The organism is Hyphomicrobium sp. (assembly GCF_051860585.1).
Taxonomy (GTDB): Bacteria; Pseudomonadota; Alphaproteobacteria; order Rhizobiales; family Hyphomicrobiaceae; genus Hyphomicrobium_C.
In genome coordinates this window covers 108,867-128,217 of sequence record NZ_JBHYDS010000001.1, presented here as the reverse complement: position 1 = coordinate 128,217, position 19,351 = coordinate 108,867, and the positions used below count along the sequence as shown (strand labels likewise).

The 19,351-nt window shown below is 65.6% G+C and carries 19 protein-coding genes; 14 read left to right on the top strand and 5 right to left on the bottom strand.

The window, feature by feature from the left end:
- Positions 1 to 84: 84 nt before the first annotated feature.
- From ACTIFK_RS00555 to ACTIFK_RS00545, 3 genes are all read left to right on the top strand, one after another.
- Positions 85 to 1,569, top strand: coding sequence for a hypothetical protein (locus tag ACTIFK_RS00555; RefSeq protein WP_439541089.1), 1,485 nt, complete (start codon positions 85 to 87; stop codon positions 1,567 to 1,569).
- 272 nt (positions 1,570 to 1,841) lie between these two features.
- Complete coding sequence (locus ACTIFK_RS00550; protein ID WP_439541088.1) at positions 1,842 to 2,267, top strand: DUF4212 domain-containing protein; 426 nt, start codon at positions 1,842 to 1,844, stop codon at positions 2,265 to 2,267.
- Positions 2,264 to 4,222 (top strand): hypothetical protein, encoded by a 1,959-nt coding sequence (locus ACTIFK_RS00545; RefSeq protein WP_439541087.1) that lies wholly within the window; start codon positions 2,264 to 2,266, stop codon positions 4,220 to 4,222. The genes ACTIFK_RS00550 and ACTIFK_RS00545 overlap by 4 nt, the downstream gene beginning before the upstream one ends.
- Here ACTIFK_RS00545 and ACTIFK_RS00540 read toward each other — a convergent pair.
- Both ACTIFK_RS00540 and ACTIFK_RS00535 read right to left on the bottom strand, forming a co-directional pair.
- A complete protein-coding gene (locus ACTIFK_RS00540; RefSeq protein WP_439541086.1) occupies positions 4,213 to 5,136 on the bottom strand; it encodes an alpha/beta fold hydrolase in 924 nt (307 codons plus the stop codon). The two genes, ACTIFK_RS00545 and ACTIFK_RS00540, sit on opposite strands and share 10 nt — an antisense overlap.
- 78 nt (positions 5,137 to 5,214) lie before the next feature.
- Positions 5,215 to 7,398 (bottom strand): transglycosylase SLT domain-containing protein, encoded by a 2,184-nt coding sequence (locus ACTIFK_RS00535; RefSeq protein WP_439541085.1) that lies wholly within the window; start codon positions 7,396 to 7,398, stop codon positions 5,215 to 5,217.
- A gap of 390 nt (positions 7,399 to 7,788) precedes the next feature.
- Here ACTIFK_RS00535 and dapA point away from each other — a divergent pair, with 390 nt between their 5' ends.
- The 4 genes from dapA to ACTIFK_RS00515 are packed head-to-tail and all read left to right on the top strand — an operon-like array spanning position 7,789 to position 10,288.
- Positions 7,789 to 8,679 carry a 4-hydroxy-tetrahydrodipicolinate synthase gene (gene dapA, locus ACTIFK_RS00530; protein WP_439541084.1) on the top strand — a complete coding sequence of 297 codons (891 nt, stop codon included), beginning with the start codon at positions 7,789 to 7,791 and terminating at the stop codon, positions 8,677 to 8,679.
- 21 nt (positions 8,680 to 8,700) lie between these two features.
- Positions 8,701 to 9,180, top strand: coding sequence for an SsrA-binding protein SmpB (gene smpB / locus ACTIFK_RS00525; protein ID WP_439541083.1), 480 nt, complete (start codon positions 8,701 to 8,703; stop codon positions 9,178 to 9,180).
- Positions 9,180 to 9,755 (top strand): peroxiredoxin, encoded by a 576-nt coding sequence (locus ACTIFK_RS00520; protein ID WP_439541082.1) that lies wholly within the window; start codon positions 9,180 to 9,182, stop codon positions 9,753 to 9,755. The genes smpB and ACTIFK_RS00520 overlap by 1 nt, the downstream gene beginning before the upstream one ends.
- Positions 9,752 to 10,288, top strand: a complete 537-nt coding sequence (locus ACTIFK_RS00515; protein ID WP_439541081.1) for a peroxiredoxin — start codon at positions 9,752 to 9,754, stop codon at positions 10,286 to 10,288. The genes ACTIFK_RS00520 and ACTIFK_RS00515 overlap by 4 nt, the downstream gene beginning before the upstream one ends.
- On the opposite strand, the gene ACTIFK_RS00510 is transcribed toward ACTIFK_RS00515, so the two are convergent.
- From ACTIFK_RS00510 to ACTIFK_RS00500, 3 genes are all read right to left on the bottom strand, one after another.
- On the bottom strand, positions 10,285 to 10,698 hold the full coding sequence (locus ACTIFK_RS00510) for a DUF3775 domain-containing protein (protein WP_439541080.1): 414 nt from the start codon (positions 10,696 to 10,698) through the stop codon (positions 10,285 to 10,287). The two genes, ACTIFK_RS00515 and ACTIFK_RS00510, sit on opposite strands and share 4 nt — an antisense overlap.
- A 110-nt stretch (positions 10,699 to 10,808) precedes the next feature.
- On the bottom strand, positions 10,809 to 11,504 hold the full coding sequence (locus ACTIFK_RS00505) for a uracil-DNA glycosylase (RefSeq protein WP_439541079.1): 696 nt from the start codon (positions 11,502 to 11,504) through the stop codon (positions 10,809 to 10,811).
- Between the two features lie 112 nt (positions 11,505 to 11,616).
- Positions 11,617 to 12,234: a LabA-like NYN domain-containing protein gene (locus tag ACTIFK_RS00500; RefSeq protein WP_439541078.1), complete on the bottom strand. Its 618-nt coding sequence runs from the start codon at positions 12,232 to 12,234 to the stop codon at positions 11,617 to 11,619.
- 426 nt (positions 12,235 to 12,660) lie between these two features.
- Between ACTIFK_RS00500 and rpoZ the strand changes: the two genes are divergently transcribed.
- The 7 genes from rpoZ to ACTIFK_RS00465 all read left to right on the top strand — a co-directional run bounded on the left by rpoZ (position 12,661) and on the right by ACTIFK_RS00465 (position 19,351).
- Positions 12,661 to 13,089, top strand: coding sequence for a DNA-directed RNA polymerase subunit omega (gene rpoZ, locus ACTIFK_RS00495; RefSeq protein WP_439541077.1), 429 nt, complete (start codon positions 12,661 to 12,663; stop codon positions 13,087 to 13,089).
- A gap of 116 nt (positions 13,090 to 13,205) precedes the next feature.
- The gene (locus tag ACTIFK_RS00490; RefSeq protein WP_439541076.1) at positions 13,206 to 15,461 is read left to right on the top strand and encodes a RelA/SpoT family protein; all 2,256 of its coding nucleotides are present in this window, start codon (positions 13,206 to 13,208) and stop codon (positions 15,459 to 15,461) included.
- A gap of 28 nt (positions 15,462 to 15,489) precedes the next feature.
- Positions 15,490 to 16,269 carry a pyridoxine 5'-phosphate synthase gene (locus ACTIFK_RS00485; protein ID WP_439541075.1) on the top strand — a complete coding sequence of 260 codons (780 nt, stop codon included), beginning with the start codon at positions 15,490 to 15,492 and terminating at the stop codon, positions 16,267 to 16,269.
- Between the two features lie 259 nt (positions 16,270 to 16,528).
- Positions 16,529 to 17,308 (top strand): signal peptidase I, encoded by a 780-nt coding sequence (gene lepB / locus ACTIFK_RS00480; RefSeq protein WP_439541074.1) that lies wholly within the window; start codon positions 16,529 to 16,531, stop codon positions 17,306 to 17,308.
- A gap of 39 nt (positions 17,309 to 17,347) precedes the next feature.
- Positions 17,348 to 18,055 (top strand): ribonuclease III, encoded by a 708-nt coding sequence (rnc, locus tag ACTIFK_RS00475; protein WP_439541538.1) that lies wholly within the window; start codon positions 17,348 to 17,350, stop codon positions 18,053 to 18,055.
- Positions 18,048 to 18,983 carry a GTPase Era gene (era, locus tag ACTIFK_RS00470; RefSeq protein WP_439541073.1) on the top strand — a complete coding sequence of 312 codons (936 nt, stop codon included), beginning with the start codon at positions 18,048 to 18,050 and terminating at the stop codon, positions 18,981 to 18,983. The genes rnc and era overlap by 8 nt, the downstream gene beginning before the upstream one ends.
- A gap of 2 nt (positions 18,984 to 18,985) precedes the next feature.
- Positions 18,986 to 19,351: a hypothetical protein gene (locus ACTIFK_RS00465; RefSeq protein WP_439541072.1), complete on the top strand. Its 366-nt coding sequence runs from the start codon at positions 18,986 to 18,988 to the stop codon at positions 19,349 to 19,351.

The window sequence follows — 19,351 nt, the reverse complement described above, 5'->3', positions numbered from 1 at the left end:
CGTTCCGCCGGTCGCCGCAGCCCACGTTGCGAGCCAGGAACGATTGGCGTTCGAGATGAAAGGAATGGCCAGAGGGATGCGCTGGTGATTACTATCCAGTCGGCCATGCTGGTTGCGCTCGGATTCTTCACGGCAGGCCTCATCGGCTTTCTGCTGGCGCCTCTGTATGGCCGCCGCTCCGCGCGCCTCGCCACCGAGCAGCTCCACGCCACGATGCCGCTGACGTCGATGGAAATCGCCGCCGACAAGGATCGCCTGCGCGCCACCTACGCCCTCACCATCCACAAGCTCGAGCAAAAGGTCGAGCGGGCGACGTACTCGGCTGCCCGCCAGCGGGTCGAGCTCAGCCGCCGCGACGCCAGCATCAGCGATCTCGAAGGTGAAGTCGGCCGGCTTCGCTCAGCGCTCGAGGAGCATGAGAACGCGCGCCGCGTCCTCGAGCAGACCATCGCCGACCGCATGCCCAAGGTCGAGTATCGTCTGAACGAGACGAAGAAGCTGCTCACGCAGCGCGACCGCGAAATCGGCAACCTGACGCAGACGTCGGGTCGCCAATCTCAAGCGCTGGACGAGGCGACGCAGATCAACACCCAGCAGCGTGACGAGATTCACCGCCTGAACGCCACGCTCGCGGCGCGTGCCGCACGCAACCGCGAGACGCTGGCCGATCCCCGTTTCGACGGTGAGGTGGCGTTGCGGTCGGAAATCGAGGCCCTGCGCACCAAGACGCGCGAGCAGGCCGCCGTGATCAACAGGCTGCAAAGCGCCCTGTCCAAATCCGCGACGCGCATCGAGCAGGGGGACGTCACGTCCGCCTCGGCCGGGCTGTCGCTGCAGCGGTCGCCTGCCCCCAGCGAAAAACCGGCCGAGGGCATCGATGCCTCGGCTGAGATCAATCGCCTGCGCAAGGATCTCGTCGACGCGGAGAACGCCCTGCGCTCGGCGCGCGGCATGGCCGAAGCGGGCAACGCCGGGCAGGCGGCGCGCGAGACCGAGATACGCACGCTCAAGACCGTCAACGAGGACCTCACCGCCGAGGCTGCGCGCCTCAGGGCGGCGCTGGCCACGTACGAGGCGGAAGATGTCGACGACCGGACCATGAAGGAAAGCAAGGTCGCCATGCGCGCGCGCGTGAGCGCGTTGCAGGCCCAGGCCGAAGAGCAGAGCGGCACGATCCAGCGGCTGCGGGCCGAGATCGCCGCGGCGAACGAAAAGCTGGCGCGCCAGGCTGCCCACTTCATGGACGAGATGCGCCGCCTCGGCGCCGGAACCCTGCCGACATCGGGCGCACGCCGCGAGCCCACCGTCCGCCCGAAACAGCCGCTGGTCGAACGGATCAACGCGCCGCGCCCGCCGCGTCCGGAAGAAAACGGCATGCGCCGCGAGGGCGACGACCAGCGCGTCAGCGGCTTCCTGCGCGCCCTGGATGGCGTGGCGGTGCAGGAGGGCGCGAACGGCGCCGCCAAGGCCGCATCGGAACCGGCCGCACCCGACGGCGCTCCGCGCAAACCCGCGCGCCGCGCCAGCCTCATCGAACGCATCACGCGCGCCGAAAAGCCCGTGGCCTAACCGCTCCCGCTTTCTCCCTGCAAGCTCGATAATCATTGCGCGAACAGTCGTGCTCGCGGTTTCGAACGCCGACGCGCTGAGCCCGGCTGCCGGGCCGCACGGGCGAGGCGAGGCGCCTAGCGTTGGCATGATCGCTGGCATCCCCGGCCCTCCATCTCAAAATCGGCCCGAAACCCGGGAGCTTAGGGAGAGATCGAGGTCGCCGGAGGGGATTGCCGAAGGGCACTGCCAGCGCCGATAGTGGCGCGGGGACGAGGCGAGGGAGAAGGCCAGTGTTTGAGCTGGGTTTGGGCGCGCTGCTGATCGGGGGCGCGATCGTGATTGCCACGGGCAAGGCCACGGTGCTGTTCGGAATCGTCGATCTCCTCCCGTTGCTGGGATACGGCGGTGCGGCGCTCATAGCGGCAGCCGGCGGCCTGATGTGCGCCGCGGGTCTTACGCGCCGCGCGTTGAAGAAAAACACCGCCCACCGGCATGCGCTGCGGTCCGGCCGGTTGACGGCGATGGCAGTGTTGACCGCGTCCGGTCTCGCGATTGGAGTGCCGCTCGTCGCGGACGTGCTCAACCTCGTGCGGATCGAGGGCTTTCCACTCGGCTATTACCTCGCGGCGCAGGGCGTGCTGATAGCCTTGGTCGTGCTGGCCTTCGTCTGGGCGAGCCGTCAAAATCGCATCGACGCCGAGGAGCCGGGTCCATGACCTCGAATAACGTGAGCGCGCCGCAGACGTCGCCAGCTGAGGCGCGTACTGTGTCTGCCATGGTGTCCGGGTCACCCATGGTGTCCGGCCTCTCGGCGGCCGCGCTGGCCGTTCCCGTCGCGTTGCTTGCCGCGCTACCGGGATTGGTCTATGCGGCCGGCTTCGATCATCTCGCTTACGGCATCGGCCTGCTCGCGGGCGTCGTGCTGGCGGGTGTGTGGATCGCCCCCAAGCTGACGATGATTGGTGCTGCGAGCGTCACGGATGCGCTCGCAATGAAATTCGGCACGACCGTCGCGCGCCTCGCCGCCGTGATCGTCATACTCGTCGTCATCCCTCTCCTGATGGCCGAGTTCGCTCTCGTCGCAGCGGTCGCGCAGGGGACCGCGTTCCCGACGTTCTCAATCATTGCCGCCACGCTCGTACTGGCCGCTATTGGTGCGCTGCTGCTCGACGACCGCCCCTTTCGCGCCGTCACCGCGGTGGCGTTCGCACTTTTTGCCGCGAGCCTGATCGTCCCGCTCGTGCTTTTGGCGCTCAAGGTCGACGGCGGCGGCGTCCCGCTGATCGGCTACGGCCGCACGATCCCTGAGATCGGCGCGCTCGAAGAAAAGCTGCTCGGCGCTGGCCTCGTAGATTTCGACACGTTCAGCAGCCACGTGGCCGCGTTCTTGAAAATGACTCCGCTCGATCTCGTCGCCTTGGTGGTGACGCTGGCGCTGGGCACGGCTGTCTTTCCGCCGCTGCTCGGATCCGTCGCGTCGGCTCGCGGTCCGGCCGCCGCGCGCCTCGTAGGGGCCTGGACGGCGCTGCTGGTGATGGTGCTGTTGGCAGCGACGCCCGCGCTCGCGGCCTACGCCAAGCTTCAGATCTACGGCGCGATGACGAGCGCAACACCGCTCTCGAAACTCCCGCAATGGCTGGAAGCGCCCTCGCGGGCCGGTCTCGCGCACATTCACGGCACCTCCGCCGGTCAGCTCGAGACTGTCGCCGTCGCCGTCCGGGCAGGTGCAGAAACGACGGCGTCCGTCGCCGAAGAACTCGAATTGAAAGACGCGGCCGCGAAGCAGTGGGCCGCGCTGGATCCTGAAACGCAGGAGGCCATCCTCGCGTCCGCGCGCACGCTGGTGATGGAGCCGGGCACGTCGGCGTGGGACCTCTACCAGACGACGGTCGCGCCGAGTGCCGCCAAGGCGCAGGGCAATGTCGATATGACGCTCTCCCAGGCCGCCCTCGTCATCGAGCCTGCCGGGCTCTTGCTCGCGCTGCCCGAAATGACCGGCGCGCCGCGTTGGATACTTCCGCTCGGCATCGGCGCCGCAGCGCTTGCAATGGTGATGGCGCTGATGCGGACGCTGCTTTCGCTCCGCGCAACTGTGCCCCTTCGCCCGGGTGGACCGGGATGGCGGAGGATCGCTCTCGTGGCCACGGCGGCGGCGGTGGCGGCAGGCGGCGCGGTGCTGATCGACACGGCGGACCTTGTCACGATCGTCGTGGGATCTCTGTCGCTGGCCGCTGCCGGTCTCTTTCCGGCCGTCGCAATTGGGCTGTCGTGGCGGCGCGCCACCGCCATTGGTGCGGCCGCGGCAATCATCGCCGGTGCCGGGCTCTCGCTCTATTACGAGGCCGGCACGCAAGCCTACCCGGCGGCCTTCTACGAGACGTGGCCGTCTCTTTCGAATGCGGGCGAACCGGCCATTGAGGAATTCAACACTCTGTCCGAAGCCTGGCGCGATGCCAAGGAGGGCGAGGCCAAGGCGGCCGCCGCAACGGCGCTCGACGATTGGGCGCGCGGCACGGCAACGCGGCCGGGCCTGGCCAACTGGCGCGGCATCAGCGGCGCGACATCGGCCATCTTTGCCGTGCCGTTCGGGCTATTGATGCTGATCCTGGTCAGCCTCGTGACGCGGCCAAGGCGCACGGCATCGCCGTTGGGCCAGCCGCCTCAGCCATAAGCGAGTCGCGGCTGCCATTCGGAGGCTTCGCTGGCAGCGAGGAACTGCGCCACCACCTGGATGCTCTGCGTATCCCGCAACAGCGGGGCATGCCCTTCACCCGGAACGATGTACGACGAGAGCTGCGGATGGCGCCGATGCATGGCCTCCAGCGTTTCCGCTGACAGGATGTCGGAATTCTCGCCGCGCAGCACCAGAACCGGCACGCGCTTGAGGCCTTCGAACTGCGGCCACAACTGCGGGATCGGCCCATCGAGAACCGAAAGCGCGTTCGCGAGCGCGGGATCGTAGCCCGGCGCCGGCCGGCCCTTGTGCTCGTTGAACCACTGGCGCGACACCGCGATCCACTCTTCGGGGGCGACGTTCGGGAAGGCGCGCCGGCCCATATCCTGCAGCAGCGCGCCGGCTTCCGCCCACGATGCCGGCAACGGAATGCGCCCGACATAGGCCGAGATACGCCCGAGGCCTTTCTGCTCGATCACCGGGCCGATATCGTTCAGCACCACCGGCCCGACTGCGCGCGGGCGAAGGGCTGCCATCACCATCGCGATCAGTCCGCCGCGTGACGTGCCGATGATGGCGGGACGTTCGAGCCCGGCCACGATCATGAAATCGAGCACGTCCACCGCTTCGAGCGGCACAGCGTAGTTGCGCCAGTTCGCGTCGTAGTCCGATTGTCCCCGGCCCCGGTAGTCGAGCGTGTAGACATCGCGCGCGCCGTCGAAGCTCTGCGACAGCGCTTCCGCAAGCACGTGAAAATCGCGGCCGTTGCGTGACAGCCCCGCGAGGCAGAGGAGGGGCATGCGCGCGCCGCCGCTGCTGCCGAAAACAGCCGGATAATGCCGCCCGCAGAGCCGAAGCCCGTCATGGGTCGTAAAATAGATCTCGCGATACGACTGCGCTTTGCTCGTCATGCTGCTACCCCGGCTTCCATCCTCGCTCAGGCCGCCCAGCCGTCGCGAGAATTCAACGTTACACCAACCGTCGTTCACTCACCCGTCGGATCGAGACTTCGATGCGCCCGACGCCACACGTGCGCGATTGAGGTCGTCCTCGAGCCGCAGCGCCGCCTGCTCCTCGCCGAGCCGCGCCCGGTAGATCTGGATGTTGGCCAGCACCTTGGCGACGTATTCGCGCGTTTCCTGGATCGGAATGCGTTCGATCCAGTCGATGGGATCCACCTTAGGATCGCGCGGATCGCCGAACTCGCGGATCCACTGCCGCGCCCGCCCGGGGCCCGCGTTGTAGCCCGCCAGCGTCAGAATGTAGGAGCCTGAAAAGTCCGCCATCCGGTCGCCGACGTAAGCCGAGGCCATCATCGTATTATAGGATGGGTCCGACAGCAGCCGGTTGATGTCGCATTTGATTTTATAGTCGTGGCAGACGTGCTTTGCGGTCACGGTCATGACCTGCAGCAGGCCCTTGGCGCCCGCGCCCGAGACGATCAGCGTGTTGAACTCGGTCTCCTGGCGCGCCAGCCCGAGCAGCATCGCCGTCTCCGGCGGCTTGCGCAGTGGCGTATACGCCGGGAAGGGATGCACCGGGTAGGCGTAGTAGTAGAGGTTGTGGCCTTGCGCGATGCCGGCCTTGCCGACCCGCACGGCCGATTGGGTATCGCCCATCGCCTCGGCCAGATGCGCGAGCATCGCCAGTTCGGCTTCGCTCGCGATGAAAAACTGGCGCAGCTGCACGATGAAGGCGCGCATGATGCTGGCGTCGATCCCGGCGCGCTTGGCGATCACGACCGCCCGGTTCGCATCGAAAGCAATGAAGCGTTGAATTTGCTCGGCGGTGGGATCCGCCGGGGGTGACGTGTTGATCGCCAGTTGCCCCGGCTCGAGCTTCTGGCGCGCGAGCAGCGCATGAAACGCATCCTGGTCTTGCAGCGCCTGGCGGTAGTAGTCCTTTGCAGCGGCTTTGTTGTTCTGTGCGTCCGCCGCCCGGCCCAGCCAGTAGCGCGCTTTCGCGCGGCTGAGCGGTCCGTCCGCCGTCTTGTTCATGGCCTGGAAGTGCCGCTCGGCCCCAGCCGGGTCCTTGAGGTAACGCAAGGCGATCCAGCCGGCCATGAACGCCTGGTCCTTGGCCGGATTGGCGCTGAGCGGCCCGGCGTCTCTCACCAGTGCGTAGGCAAGTTTGGGATTGCCGTCCTTGAGCGCGTCGTAGGCATTTTGGCGTCGTTCGGTCCACCACTCGTCGGGCGCGACGATCAGCGCTTCCTCGGTCGGCGCGCCGAGCAGCAGCTTGGCTGCTTCCTCGTTCTTATTGCCGCGACGCAGGGCCTGCACACGATGAAACACGAGGCCCCAGTCCGGCACCTTCTCCGCCGCAAGGGATTCGATGCGCTTGCGAGCACCATCCGAACCGAGGAACACCGCGAGCCGCGCCTCCGCCTTGATCTGCTCGGCGGGAGAGAGAAGAGGAATGATCCGGCGCACGATCGTCGCGCGTGCGGCCTTGTCCGTCTTCCACCGAATGTCCTCCATGAGGAGGCGGTCGAGGCGCCATTTGTGGTCGGCGGCCGTCAGCAGCGACCCGAACCGCGACAGGAATCCCGGCTCGAGGTTCGCCGGCATCATCTTCTCGCGCCACGCCTCGGCGGCGAGACGGCGCGCTTCGTCGGTATTGCCCTCGGCCAAGTTGGCGGAGGCGAGCGCGGCAAAGCCGACGCCGCTCGCGGGCTCCCGGCCCACGAAATAGCTTTTTATTTCTCCGGAGCTTCCGCCCTGCGTGAAAAGAGCCTCTTCCATGCGCTGGGTCAGCGTCGTGCGGTCGCCCCACGCCGGATTGGCGTCCAGGAAGGCGCGGATTTCGGCGGGCGTGCCGAGGCCGCGGCGCAGGCGGTACCAGTCGACGAGCTTGCGCGCGACCGGGTCCGAAATCTGCGCCTTGAGCTGTTCTGCCGCATCCGCCCCGTTGCCGCCGGAAGAGAGCGCCTTGAACGCGTCGCGGACCGCCTCGGCATCCGCTTTGCTCACCTCCGCCGAGACGAGAGGGGCCAGCGCCTTGTCCAGGCGCGCCATGTACTCGCGTTCGCTTTTCGAAGGGTTGGCGGGTTTGGGCAGCTCTCCGAGCGCGGCGGCAGGCGAAATGCTGCCCAGAAGCGCTAGGGCGATCAGCAGTCCGCCGAATAGCCGCACGCGGCCCGCTGCAGTGCTGCGTCCGGAGGTCTCGGTCAACGATTGTCCCGCCACAAATATCCTCGCTGCGGGCCTATCCTGGGCTCCGCAATGGTCCACAATTTCAGGCGCTGGTGCCCGTGTACGGGTCTTTTTAGTTGGCCAAATAAACCGTGCGCCGCGGAAGCGCCGCCTCGGCTTGCAGGCCGCCGTCTGAGCGCATAATGTCCACCATCCCAGCCGCAATGAGACGCGAGGCCGAGACGGACAACCAGTGGAAGGGTACAAACTCGGGCGCGTGCGTTCAAGGTGCCCCGAGACTGTCCCTGGGCCAGAGTGTGTCTCGCGGGCCAAATCTGTTTCGGGGCAAATTTGTCTCGGGGAAAAGTGGGCGGCAAAGGCTGCGGCGGGCACGTGGCCCGTCGCAAATCTGAGAATCGAGAGAGCGGAATGTTCAAAGGCTCCATTACGGCGCTTATCACGCCATTCAAGAACGGCCAGTTGGACGAGGAGGCCCTGCGCAAGTTTGTCGAGTGGCAGATTGCCGAGGGCACCCACGGCCTTGTGCCGACCGGCACGACTGGCGAAAGCCCGACTTTGAACTTCGACGAGCATAAGCGCGTGATCGAGATCACGGTCGAAACGGCGCGCGGGCGCATCCCCGTCATCGCCGGCACCGGATCGAATGCCACCGACGAGGCGATCGAGTTGTCGACGTACGCCGAGAGCATCGGCGCGGACGGCCTCTTGATCGTGAACCCCTATTACAACAAGCCGAGCCAGGAAGGCCTCTACCAGCACTTCAAGGCCATCAATGACAAGGTCGGCATCCCGATCGTCATCTACAATATTCCGGGCCGCACGAACGTCGACATGTCGGTCGCGAACATGGCGCGCGTGTTCGAGCTGAAGAACGTTTGCGGCGTCAAGGACGCGACGGCCAACCTCGCGCGCGTGTCCCAGCAGCGCGATGCGATGGGACCTGAGTTCAATCAGCTGTCCGGTGAGGATGCGACGGCCCTCGGCTTCATGGCCCACGGTGGCCATGGCTGCATCTCGGTGGCCTCGAACATCGCCCCGCGCCTCTGCGCCGACCTGCAGAACGCGTGCATGAAGGGCGACTTCGCCGCGGCCCTGAAGATGCAGGACCGCCTGATGCCGCTGTTCGACGCGATGTTCGTCGAAACCAATCCGGGCCCCGTCAAGTATGCCGCGTCGCGCCTGGGCCTTTGCACGCCGGACATGCGCCTGCCTTTGGTGCCCGTGACCGGAGAGACTAAGAAAGTCGTCGATGCCGTACTGAAAAAGGTGGGGCTGCTGGACGCGGTCGCGGCCGAATAGCGATCGCAGGATAACAAAACAATGTCGGCCAAGAAGGACGACGGCCGCAAAACAATTTCCGAGAACCGGAAAGCGCGCCACGAATATTTCATCACGGACACTTGGGAAGCCGGCATCGAGCTGAAGGGCACCGAGGTGAAAAGCTTGCGCACCGGGCAGGCGAACATCACGGAAAGCTATGCGTCGTTCGAGGACGACGGCAGCTTCTGCCTGATCAACGCCTACATCCCTGAGTTCCAGGACGCCGGCCGCTTCTTCCAGCACGAGCCGCGCCGCAAGCGCCGCTTGCTGCTGCACAAGAGCGAGCTTGCCAAGCTGTTCCAGGCGGTCGAGCGCAAGGGCATGACGGTCATACCGCTGGAGCTCTATTTCAACGCCCGCGGACGCGCCAAGCTCAAGCTCGCGATCGCCGAGGGCAAGAAGCTGCACGACAAGCGCGAAACCGCCGCCAAGCGCGATTGGGACCGCCAGAAGGCGCGCATCATGCGCGATAAGGGCTGATGGCGGCCGGCCAGACGTTCCAGGACGTGGATTGGTCGGCCCTCCCGGTGCCGGAGGACGACGGCGCGGCGGCACATCTCGCGGGACATTCACTTCCCGATCTCGAATTGCCGGCGTCGAACGGCGCTGCGGTCAATCTGGCTCGGCTTGCGGGACGCACGGTGGTGTTCGCCTATCCCATGACGGGAACGCCCGGCGTGGCGCTGCCAGACGGTTGGGACGGCATCCCCGGTGCGCGTGGATGCACGCCTCATGCCTGCGCCTTCCGCGATCTGCACCGGGAGCTGGGCGACGCCGGAGCAGCGTTCGTGTTCGGTCTTTCGACACAGACGGAAAGCGAGCAGCGCGAGGCCGCCGCGCGTCTCCACCTGCCCTTCGCCTTGCTGTCCGACGCGAGCCTGAGTCTCACCCGCGCGCTGAATTTGCCGAGCATGGAGGTGGACGGCAAGACGATGATCAAGCGCTTGGCGCTGATCGCGCGCGACGGCGTGATTGAGCACGTGTTCTACCCGGTATTTCCGCCAGACCGGAACGCCGGCGACGTCCTCGCTTGGCTGAGGGCGCATCCCGTATGACGGCCCCCTGGCCCTATCCGGCACCGGCCGATGACGGCGCCGCGGCGCACTTCGTGCCGGGCCTCGCGCTCCCGGACGTACATCTTCCAGCAACCTCCGGAGACGCCATCAGCCTCGCGGGCCTTGCTGGGCGCTGGCTCGTTTTCATCTATCCGTGGACCGGCCGGCCGGGCCTCTCCAATCCGCCCGATTGGGATCACATCCCGGGAGCCCACGGATCGACACCGGAGGCGGAAGGGTATCGCGATCATTTCGAGACGTATCGCGCCGCGGGCTTCGGCATCGTCGGCATCAGCGGCCAGGCGTCCGCCGACCAGCAGGAATTTGCGACAAGATTGGCGCTTCCGTTTCCGTTGCTGTCCGACGCTTCGGGCGCGCTCCGCGAGGCCCTGCGTCTGCCGGCCTTCGAGACGGGCGGCGTGACCTATCTCAAGCGCCTCACGCTGGTTGTGCGGGATGGAAAAATCGAGCGCGCGATCTATCCCGTCCATCCGCCGCACACGCACGCCGGCGACGTTTTCGCGAGTCTCTAAAGGTCGCTCTCGATGTCGCTGGATGAAAAACCCAGCTTTTCGAGCCCTTCCTCAAGGTAGTCGGAGAGCAGCGGCAATTGGAGCAGATACTTCGCCGTTGAATTGTTCTGCTCCGAGCGCGCCGTTTCCACCGCTTCGTCGAGTTCCTCGGGCTCGAACGTGCCGCGCCCGATCCAGGCCAGCGCCACGAGGGACGCCTGCTCATCGTCATTCAGAGCGTCGATGAAGCCGATGATCTCGGCCGCGGTCGGGTCGCCCGCGAAGTCTTCGAGGATCGCGCTCGGATCCTCCGCGGCATCCCCTTCCTCGGCCGTATCGTCCCATGCGCCCACCTTGGCGTCGTACTCGCGCGCCTTGATGATGACGTGCGCCACCTTTTCCGGCGCAATATCGAGTTCAGGCTTGGCCATCGTCGGTCCTCGCGAACGGTGCAGGGCGGACGATCGAGGGTCACTCCTGCGGGGTAGCCGGATGATAAGCGTCTGACAGGAAACGGGAAGGGGAGATGCGAAGCTTTAGCTCACGACCGCGGCAACGCGTCGAGGTAGGCGCGCACATCGCGGAAGACATCGTGAAACATCTCGGTCGTGAGCCGTTTGGTGTTCGTGTTGAGCCGCGAGCAATGCAGGCTATCGAACATCGCGAGCGGGGCCGACCCCTGATGCGCGCCGACATCGTGACGCGCTCCATGCCGGAATGGGTACGCGGCTTTTCTGAGCGCCAGCGTCGTCAAGGTCTGGTCGTGCGCGACGCGCCCGAGCACGATGACGGCCTTCAGGTTTGGAAGCGCCCCGAGGCGAGCCGTAAAATAGCCGCGGCACGTCGTGATCTCTTCGGGAAGCGGCTTGTTTTGCGGCGGCACGCAGCGCACCGCGTTGGTGATCATGCAGTCGGCCAGCGTGAGTCCGTCGTCGGGCGACGCGGCATAGCTGCCGCGTGCAAACCCGAACGCGAGCAGCGTCGAATAAAGTAGATCGCCCGCATAGTCGCCTGTGAAGGGCCGCCCCGTCCGGTTGGCGCCCTTGAGGCCGGGAGCCAGCCCGACGATCAGCAGCCGGGCCGTCGGTGTTCCGAACGATGGCACCGCGCCGTTGAACCAGCGTGGCTCCGCTCGCGCAGCCTGCTCGCGATAGGCGACCAGCCTTGGACACAACGGACAGTGCCGCGGCGCCTCAGGCGGGAAGGTCGCGGTCGAGGATGAGGGCGCGATGGCCATGGGATGGGGAACTGCCGAAATGGTACGATCGAGCGGAAATGAACCCGGCCCCCGCGCGCGCAAGCAAGCGGTATCGTCCGCTCGCGCGTCAAAGGTCGGCCGGGAGACGCTCCTAGACCTCTTCTTGCGACGCATCGCTTTCGTGGAAATCGCGGGGGCTCGCGTGGCGCGCCGACCGGGGTTCGCGCACGACGCGCGCCGAGGCGTCGCGGCCGATGAGCTGCTCGAGATCCGCCAGATCGATGAACTGATCGGCTTGGCGGCGCAACTCGTCGGCAACCATCGCCGGCTGCGTCTGCAGTGTCGAGATCACGCTGACGCGCTTGCCCTTCTGCTGCAGGGCTGCGACCAGCCCGCGGAAGTCGCCGTCACCGGAGAACAGAACGATGTGATCGAGCGTATCCGCCAGACGCATCGCGTCCACGGCCAACTCGATGTCCATGTTGCCCTTGATCTTGCGCCGGCCCTGCGCGTCGGTGAATTCCTTGGTCGGCTTGGTGACCATGGTGAAACCGTTATAGTCGAGCCAGTCGATCAGTGGGCGGATCGACGAGTATTCTTGGTCTTCGGACAGCGCTGTATAGTAAAGCGCACGGACCAACTGCGCTTTTTGCCGGAATAGGGCGAGCAGGCGCTTGTAGTCGACGTCAAAGCCCAATGCCTTGGATGTCGCGTACAGGTTCGCGCCATCGATAAATAGCGCCAGGCGTTCGCCTTGATAAAAATGCATTTTTTTGTTCCTTAGCGGAGCCTGCGGGGAGGCGGAGCCTGGCCCGCGGCCGACAATAAGCCTAGTGAACGTAATTCTTTGGTTTGCAGCCCTGATCTGTCAAGCTTTGTCAGGTGAACACTGATGCACTTGCACCGGAAACAACAAACGAGCCTCTGTAGTCTGAGGTCATGTTTACCACGCGTACATAAATGTGCACGGAGGGAAATGTAAGTGGTAGTGACAATCAAAATCTGAAAATCCGGCAGCGTTTTGTCGCACAGCCTGCCCCTCGCGGCCATAGGGCCAGCTTATTTATAGCCCCGATCTTGCCCCCTGGCGCATTTCATGGCACTTAGGCCCATGGAACGCGTGCGCCGAGCCCCAGGGCTGCGGGAGCCGTAGGTTTTCAATCTGCAGATCATTGACACGGAAGGGTGCGAGCGAATGGCACGCGTCACAGTCGAGGATTGCGTCGACAAGGTCCCGAACCGCTTTGAGCTGGTGCTCCTGGCCGCCCATCGCGCGCGGGCGATTACCAACGGCGCGGCGATCACGATCGATCCCGACAACGACAAGAACCCGGTGGTCGCGCTGCGCGAGATCGCCGAGCGCACGGTTCCGGCCGAGGATATGCGCGAATCCCTGATCCATTCCATCCAGAAGAACGTCGAAGTGGACGAGCCGGAAGCCGGCGCGGCGCCCGTGTTGCCTCAGGAGCGGCGCAGCCCGATCCTCGGTCGCGACGACCAGTCCGCCGACAATCAGGTGGATGTGCTGACGGAAGAGCAGCTTCTGCGCGGCCTTGAGAGCATGACGCCGTCGGAGCCGTCCTCCAACGGCGGCAGCGGCGGCCCGCGCGAACGCGGACGCTGAGGCGAACGGCCGGCGTAACTTCGCCGGCCTGAACGGTGCCCCTGCCTGATGATGCGCTGGAAGAGAAGCGGGGCGCCACGTACGATAGCGGTCGGCGCTGGAAGTGTGTGCGACCCATGATGCGGCAGTACGAGCTCGTCGAGCGAGTACAGAAATACGATCCAACGGCAGACGAGGCGCTTCTCAATCGCGCCTACGTTTATGCGATGCGCGCGCACGGCTCGCAGAAGCGCGCGTCGGGTGCCCCCTATTTTTCCCATCCCCTCGAAGTCGCCGCGATCCTGACCGAGCTGAAGCTCGATGACGCCACCATCGTCACCGCGCTGTTGCACGACGTCATCGAGGACACCGACGCCACGCGCGCGGAAATCGACCAGCTTTTTGGCTCCGAGATCGGCGCGCTCGTCGACGGCCTGACCAAGATCAAGCGCCTGGACCTCATGTCCAAGAAGGCGGAGCAGGCGGAGAATTTCCGCAAGCTTCTGATCGCGATCTCGAGCGACATCCGCGTCCTGCTCGTGAAGCTCGCCGATCGCCTGCACAACATGCGCACGCTCGAGCACATGAAGCCCGAGAGCCGCCAGCGCGCCTCCGAGGAAACGCTCGAGATCTATGCGCCGCTGGCGGGCCGCATGGGCATGCAGGCTCTGCGCGACGAGCTCGAGGAGCACGCCTTCCGTTGGCTCAACCCCGAAGCCTATCAGACGGTGACGGAAAAGCTGGAAGAGCTGCGCGCCAAGAACGAGGGCCTCGTCGACGAGATCGCGAGCGGGCTCCACAAGATGCTGGCCGATGTCGGCATCACGGTGGAAGTCTCGGGCCGGGAAAAGAAGGCCTACTCCGTCTGGAGCAAGATGGCCAACAAGCAGATCAGCCTGGAGCAGCTGTCGGACATCTATGCCTTCCGCGTCGTCGTCGACACGATCGACGATTGTTACCGTGTCCTCGGCGTCGCGCACACGACGTGGCGCACCGTGCCCGGCCGCTTCAAGGATTACATCTCGACGCCGAAGCAGAACAACTACCAGTCCATTCACACGACCGTCGTCGGTCCGCGCCACCAGCGCGTCGAGCTGCAGATCCGCACCCGCGCCATGCACAGCGTCGCCGAGTACGGCGTCGCCGCCCACGCCGCCTACAAGGACGCCCAGAAAACTAACGACAAACACAACGGCAGCGCGTCGAACACGCTCGTGTTCACCGATAAGGAAAGCGGGCCGTACCAGTGGCTGCGCCGGCTGGTCGAGACCCTGCTCGAAGGCTCCAACCCAGAGGAATTCCTGGAGCACACCAAGCTCGAGCTGTTCCAGGATCAGGTCTTTTGCTTCTCGCCCAAGGGCCGTCTCATTGCGCTCCCGCGTGGCGCGACGCCGCTCGACTTCGCCTATGCCGTGCACACCGATGTCGGCAACGCCGCCGTCGGCGCCTACGTCAATGGCCGCCATGTGCCCATCGACACGCGCCTGCGCAACGGCGATGAGGTCGAGATCCAGACGTCGAAATCGCATACGCCTCCGGCCGCCTGGGAAAGCCTCGCGGTCACCGGCCGCGCCCGCTCGGCCATCCGCCGCGCCGCACGCGACGCCATCCGGCGCCAGTATGCCGAACTCGGCCGTCGCCTTCTCATTTCAGCCTTCGATCGCATCGGCGAAAGCTACGGCGACGAGCGGGTGAAACGGGTGCTGCCCCGCCTCCTGCACAAGAGCCTGGACGATCTGCTCGCCGCCGTCGCGCGCAACGAGATCAAGACCGAGGATGTGGTGCGCGCGATCGTGCCGGAAGTGGCGGCAGCCGCGAAGGCGACGCCCGCCCGGCCTGAAGGCCCGGTGAAGCCCGCCAAGGGCTGGCTGCGGCTCACGCGGGCTGCGACCAGCAAGCTGCGCCTTGGCGGTTCGTCCGAGCCGGAAACGGTGACCACCGGACGCGTGCGGGGCATCCCGATCCGCGGCGTCAAGAACGACATGCCGGTTCTGTTCGAAGCCGGCGGCGCGGTGCCCGGCGACCGCATCGTCGGCGTGCTGGCGCCCGGCGAGGGCATCCGCGTCTTCCAGATCCACTCGCCGCAGCTTCAGGAATACGAGCACGAGCACTGGATCGACGTCGCCTGGGATGTCGACCCCGAGAACCCCGAGCGCTTCCCCGCCCTGATCAGCGTCACCGCGCCCAACCGGCCCGGCACGCTGGCCGAGATTGCCAATGTCATCGGCCAATCGGGTGGCAACATCGACAATCTCAAGATGCTTCGGCGCGCATCCGATTTCACCGAGCTGCGCATCGGGCTCGAGGTCTGGGATCTCAACCATCTCAACCAAATTATCGCCGGCCTGAAGTCGAAGGCCGTGGTCAGCAAGGTCGATCGCGTGTTTGAATAGCCGCACGTCAGTGGGATTTGGAATGGACATGACCCGCGCCCCGCACAGCACGATTCGCCTCGGCGTCAACATCGATCACGTGGCCACCATCCGCAACGCGCGCGGCGGCCGCCACCCCGATCCCCTGCGCGCGGCGCACCTCGCCGTCGAGGCGGGAGCGGACGGCATCACGGCCCATCTGCGTGAGGACCGCCGGCACATTTCGGATCAGGACATCGCGCGCCTCAAATCCGAACTCACCCGCCCGCTCAATCTCGAAATGGCGGCGACCGCCGAAATGGTCGCCATCGCGCTGCGCCATGTTCCGAACGCGTGCTGCCTCGTGCCCGAGCGTCGCGAGGAGCGCACGACGGAGGGCGGTCTCGACATCGTCGGCCAGCAGCGCCAGCTTGTCCCGGTCGTTGCGGAGCTCAAAGCCGCCGGCATTCGCGTGTCGCTCTTTGTCGAGCCCGACAGCCGCACGATCGCGGCGTCCGCCGCGGTGGGCGCGGATATCGTCGAGCTTCACACGGGCCGCTATTGCGAATTCGCCGCCGACGACGACAGCAAGGGCGCCGCCGCCGAGCTTGTACGCATCGCCAAGGCCGCGGCCGAAGCGGCAGCCCTCGGGCTCGAGGTCCACGCCGGGCACGGATTGACCTTCAATACCGTCGCGCCGCTCGCCCGCATGCCGGAAATCGTCGAACTCAACATCGGTCACTTCCTGATCGGCGAGGCGATCTTCGGCGGCCTCCACGGCGCCGTACGCCGGATGCGCGCCCTGATGGACGAAGCCCGCCAAAAGGTCTCAGGCCGGGTCAGCGCGTAATCCCGGGAAGCCGCCCGCCTCAAATTTGAGCGTCATTAATCTGCCGTCTGGCGGTCCGAGGCTCGCATTGGCGGGCGGAACAGGCAGGCCGCCGGGCTATCCGAGCCTTTAGGGGGCTCCGCACACGCATCGAAGCGCCCCTGAAATCGAGGGGTGGCGCCACGCCGCACCGGTTTGCACGTTGCCCGCTAAGTCGCTATAGCGAGCGGTGTTTGACAGTCGCCCCTCGGCCGAGCCCGGGGTGGCAAGGGAGTAGGAGATGAGCCTGGGCACGAACTCCAAGGCCGATGCGGGGTCCGGCTGGGCCGAAACCGCGAAAATCGTCGTGCAAGCCCTCGCCATTGCGATGGTTGTCCGGGTCTTCTTCTATCAGCCGTTCAACATCCCGTCGGGATCGATGAAGTCGACCCTGCTGATCGGCGACTACTTGTTCGTCTCCAAGCTCTCCTACGGATACAGCCGCTTCTCGTTCCCGTTCAGCCCCGATCTTTTTCAGGGCCGCGTGCTCGGCTCCGAGCCAAAGCGCGGCGACGTGGCCGTGTTCCGGCTGCCGCAGGACGAGTCCATCGACTACATCAAGCGCGTCATCGGCCTGCCGGGCGACGAGATCCAGATGAAGGAAGGCGTCCTCTACATCAACGGAACGGCCGTTCCGAAGGTCTATAAAGACGAGTTCAAGAACGTCGAGTGCGATCGCTATTTCCGTCATTGCCGCAACGTCGTCTACAAGCGCTACGAGGAAACGCTCCCCGAAGGGCTCAAGTACACCGTGCTCGACCTGGAGCCTGCGGGCGAGTTCGACAACACGGACGTCTTCAAGGTTCCCGCCGGTCATTACTTCATGATGGGTGACAATCGGGACAACTCGTCCGACAGTCGCGCGACGGTCGGCTATGTGCCGTTCGAGAATTTCATCGGGCGGGCCGAAATCATATTCTTCTCGGCCGCAGTGGATGAGCCGGATGCCATGCGGTGGCTGTCGCCATGGACGTGGCCGTTCGACATCCGCTGGACCAGATTTTTCAATCTTGTTCGCTGATCCGTTGGCGCGGCGAGCCAATTCCCGGATTCCGGCGTGATGTTCAAGGCGCGCAAATACAAAGAGCTCGAAAAGAAGATCGGCTATCGCTTCAAGAACGAAGCGCTGCTGGGTCGCGCGCTGACGCATGCCAGCCTGCGCGGCGCGAAGAAGGTCTCTGAAGACAACGAACGGCTCGAATTCGTCGGCGACCGTGTGCTGGGGCTGGCGATCGTCGAGCTGCTTTGGGAGACCTATCCCACGGCAACGGAAGGCGAACTCGCCCGCCATCTCAATCGCCTCGTGCGCGGCGAAACCTGCGCCAAGGTCGGCCGTCAGCTCGGCCTCGGCGAATACCTGATGCTGTCCGACAGCGAGGCCGGCAGCGGCGGGCGGCTCAAGGCCACGATCCTGGCCGATGCGGTCGAAGCCGTGCTCGGCGCGATATTTCTCGAGGCGGGGTTCAACAAGGCGCGCGACACCGTGCGCCGCCTGTGGGAGAACGAGGAAGTCTCGTTCGGTCAGGCCGCGGCCGATCCGAAATCGGCGTTGCAGGAATGGGCGCAGGGCCAGGGCCTTGCCCTGCCGCTTTACGTCGAGGTCGAGCGCACCGGGCCCGATCATGCCCCGCGCTTCACCTCGGAAGTCCATATCAAGGGCCGCCCCCCGGCGCGCGGCGAAGGCGCGTCGAAACGATCTGCCGAGCAAGCCGCCGCGATGGCGCTGCTCGAGCGCGAAGGTGTCAGGGAGAAACGCCAAGTTGGCTGATGCAAAAAAAGGCGAACAGGGCGAAGGCAAAGGCCGCCGCTGCGGCGTGATCGCCATCATCGGCGCGCCCAACGCCGGCAAGTCGACGCTGGTCAACGGGCTCGTCGGCGCCAAGGTCACCATTATTTCCCGCAAAGTGCAGACGACGCGCGTGCAAATTCGCGGCATCGCCATGCAGGGCACCAGCCAGTTGGTGCTGATCGATACGCCAGGCATCTTCGCGCCCAAGCGCCGTCTCGATAAGGCCATGGTCGCGAGCGCCTGGTCCGGCGCGTCCGACGCCGATCAGGTGCTGGTGCTCGTCGACGCCGCCAAGGGCATCGACGACGATGTCGAGCAACTCGTCAAAAAGCTCTCCGGACAGGCGAAGAAGCCGATCCTCGTCATGAACAAGGTCGACCGTGTCGAGGACAAGGGCCGTCTTTTCTCCATGGTCGAACAGTTGACGGCCATGCTGCCGTTCGAGCGCGTGTTCATGATCGCGGCACTCACCGGCGACGGCGTGGCCGAACTGAAGAAGTATCTCGCCGAACGCGTGCCCGAAGGGCCTTGGCTCTATCCCGAGGACGAACTGTCCGACATTCCCGTGCGCCAGCTCGCCGCCGAAGTCACGCGCGAGAAGATCTACAACTATCTGCATGACGAGCTGCCCTACCAGATGACCGTCGAGACGGAATCCTGGAAGACGCTGCGCGACAAGTCGGTCCGCGTCGAGCAGGTGATCTTCGTCGAGCGCGACAGCCAGAAGAGCATCGTCCTCGGCAAGGGCGGCCAGACGATCAAGAAAATCTCGCAGGCCTCCCGCACCGAGCTGACGGAGATCGTCGGCGCGCCGGTGCATCTCTTCCTGTTCGTCAAAGTCCGCGAGAACTGGGGCCAGGACCCCGAGCGCTATCGCGAGATGGGTCTCGAGTTCCCGAAGGACTGACCATGGATGCGCGCGCCGCCCCGAAGATGTCGAAGGGAGCGGGCGCCGCAGCGGTTATGATCGTCCTCCTCATGGCAGGGTCGCATTCGGGTGACGCGGCCGTGCGCCTCTGCGAACAACCCGTATCGAGCGGTATCGCGCCGGGCGCGACCGAGAAAGAAGCCCGCAAAGCAGCGCTGTCAGCGTGGCGCGCGAAGGCGCTTCAGCACGGCGAGGCGTATGCAAGCTGGCGTCTCGCGGCGGGTAAACTGCTGAAATGCCTCCCGGCCAAGGGCGGCGGCTACGAATGCGTGGCGCGCGCCAATCCCTGCACAATCGAGCAGGCCCCGGATCGCCGCGAGCTGCGCCGCAACCGCATCGGCGTGTGA

Bases quoted from the DNA above. Each gene is read 5' to 3' on its own strand.
- rpoZ (WP_439541077.1), top strand. From the start codon at position 12,661: ATGGCACGCGTCACAGTCGAGGATTGCGTCGACAAGGTCCCGAACCGC.
- ACTIFK_RS00490 (WP_439541076.1), top strand. From the start codon at position 13,206: ATGATGCGGCAGTACGAGCTCGTCGAGCGAGTACAGAAATACGATCCA.
- ACTIFK_RS00545 (WP_439541087.1), top strand. From the start codon at position 2,264: ATGACCTCGAATAACGTGAGCGCGCCGCAGACGTCGCCAGCTGAGGCG.
- dapA (WP_439541084.1), top strand. From the start codon at position 7,789: ATGTTCAAAGGCTCCATTACGGCGCTTATCACGCCATTCAAGAACGGC.
- rnc (WP_439541538.1), top strand. From the start codon at position 17,348: ATGTTCAAGGCGCGCAAATACAAAGAGCTCGAAAAGAAGATCGGCTAT.
- ACTIFK_RS00540 (WP_439541086.1), bottom strand. From the start codon at position 5,136: ATGACGAGCAAAGCGCAGTCGTATCGCGAGATCTATTTTACGACCCAT.
- ACTIFK_RS00500 (WP_439541078.1), bottom strand. From the start codon at position 12,234: ATGCATTTTTATCAAGGCGAACGCCTGGCGCTATTTATCGATGGCGCG.
- ACTIFK_RS00515 (WP_439541081.1), top strand. From the start codon at position 9,752: ATGACGGCCCCCTGGCCCTATCCGGCACCGGCCGATGACGGCGCCGCG.
- ACTIFK_RS00510 (WP_439541080.1), bottom strand. From the start codon at position 10,698: ATGGCCAAGCCTGAACTCGATATTGCGCCGGAAAAGGTGGCGCACGTC.
- smpB (WP_439541083.1), top strand. From the start codon at position 8,701: ATGTCGGCCAAGAAGGACGACGGCCGCAAAACAATTTCCGAGAACCGG.
- ACTIFK_RS00505 (WP_439541079.1), bottom strand. From the start codon at position 11,504: ATGGCCATCGCGCCCTCATCCTCGACCGCGACCTTCCCGCCTGAGGCG.
- lepB (WP_439541074.1), top strand. From the start codon at position 16,529: ATGAGCCTGGGCACGAACTCCAAGGCCGATGCGGGGTCCGGCTGGGCC.
- ACTIFK_RS00520 (WP_439541082.1), top strand. From the start codon at position 9,180: ATGGCGGCCGGCCAGACGTTCCAGGACGTGGATTGGTCGGCCCTCCCG.
- ACTIFK_RS00465 (WP_439541072.1), top strand. From the start codon at position 18,986: ATGGATGCGCGCGCCGCCCCGAAGATGTCGAAGGGAGCGGGCGCCGCA.
- ACTIFK_RS00485 (WP_439541075.1), top strand. From the start codon at position 15,490: ATGACCCGCGCCCCGCACAGCACGATTCGCCTCGGCGTCAACATCGAT.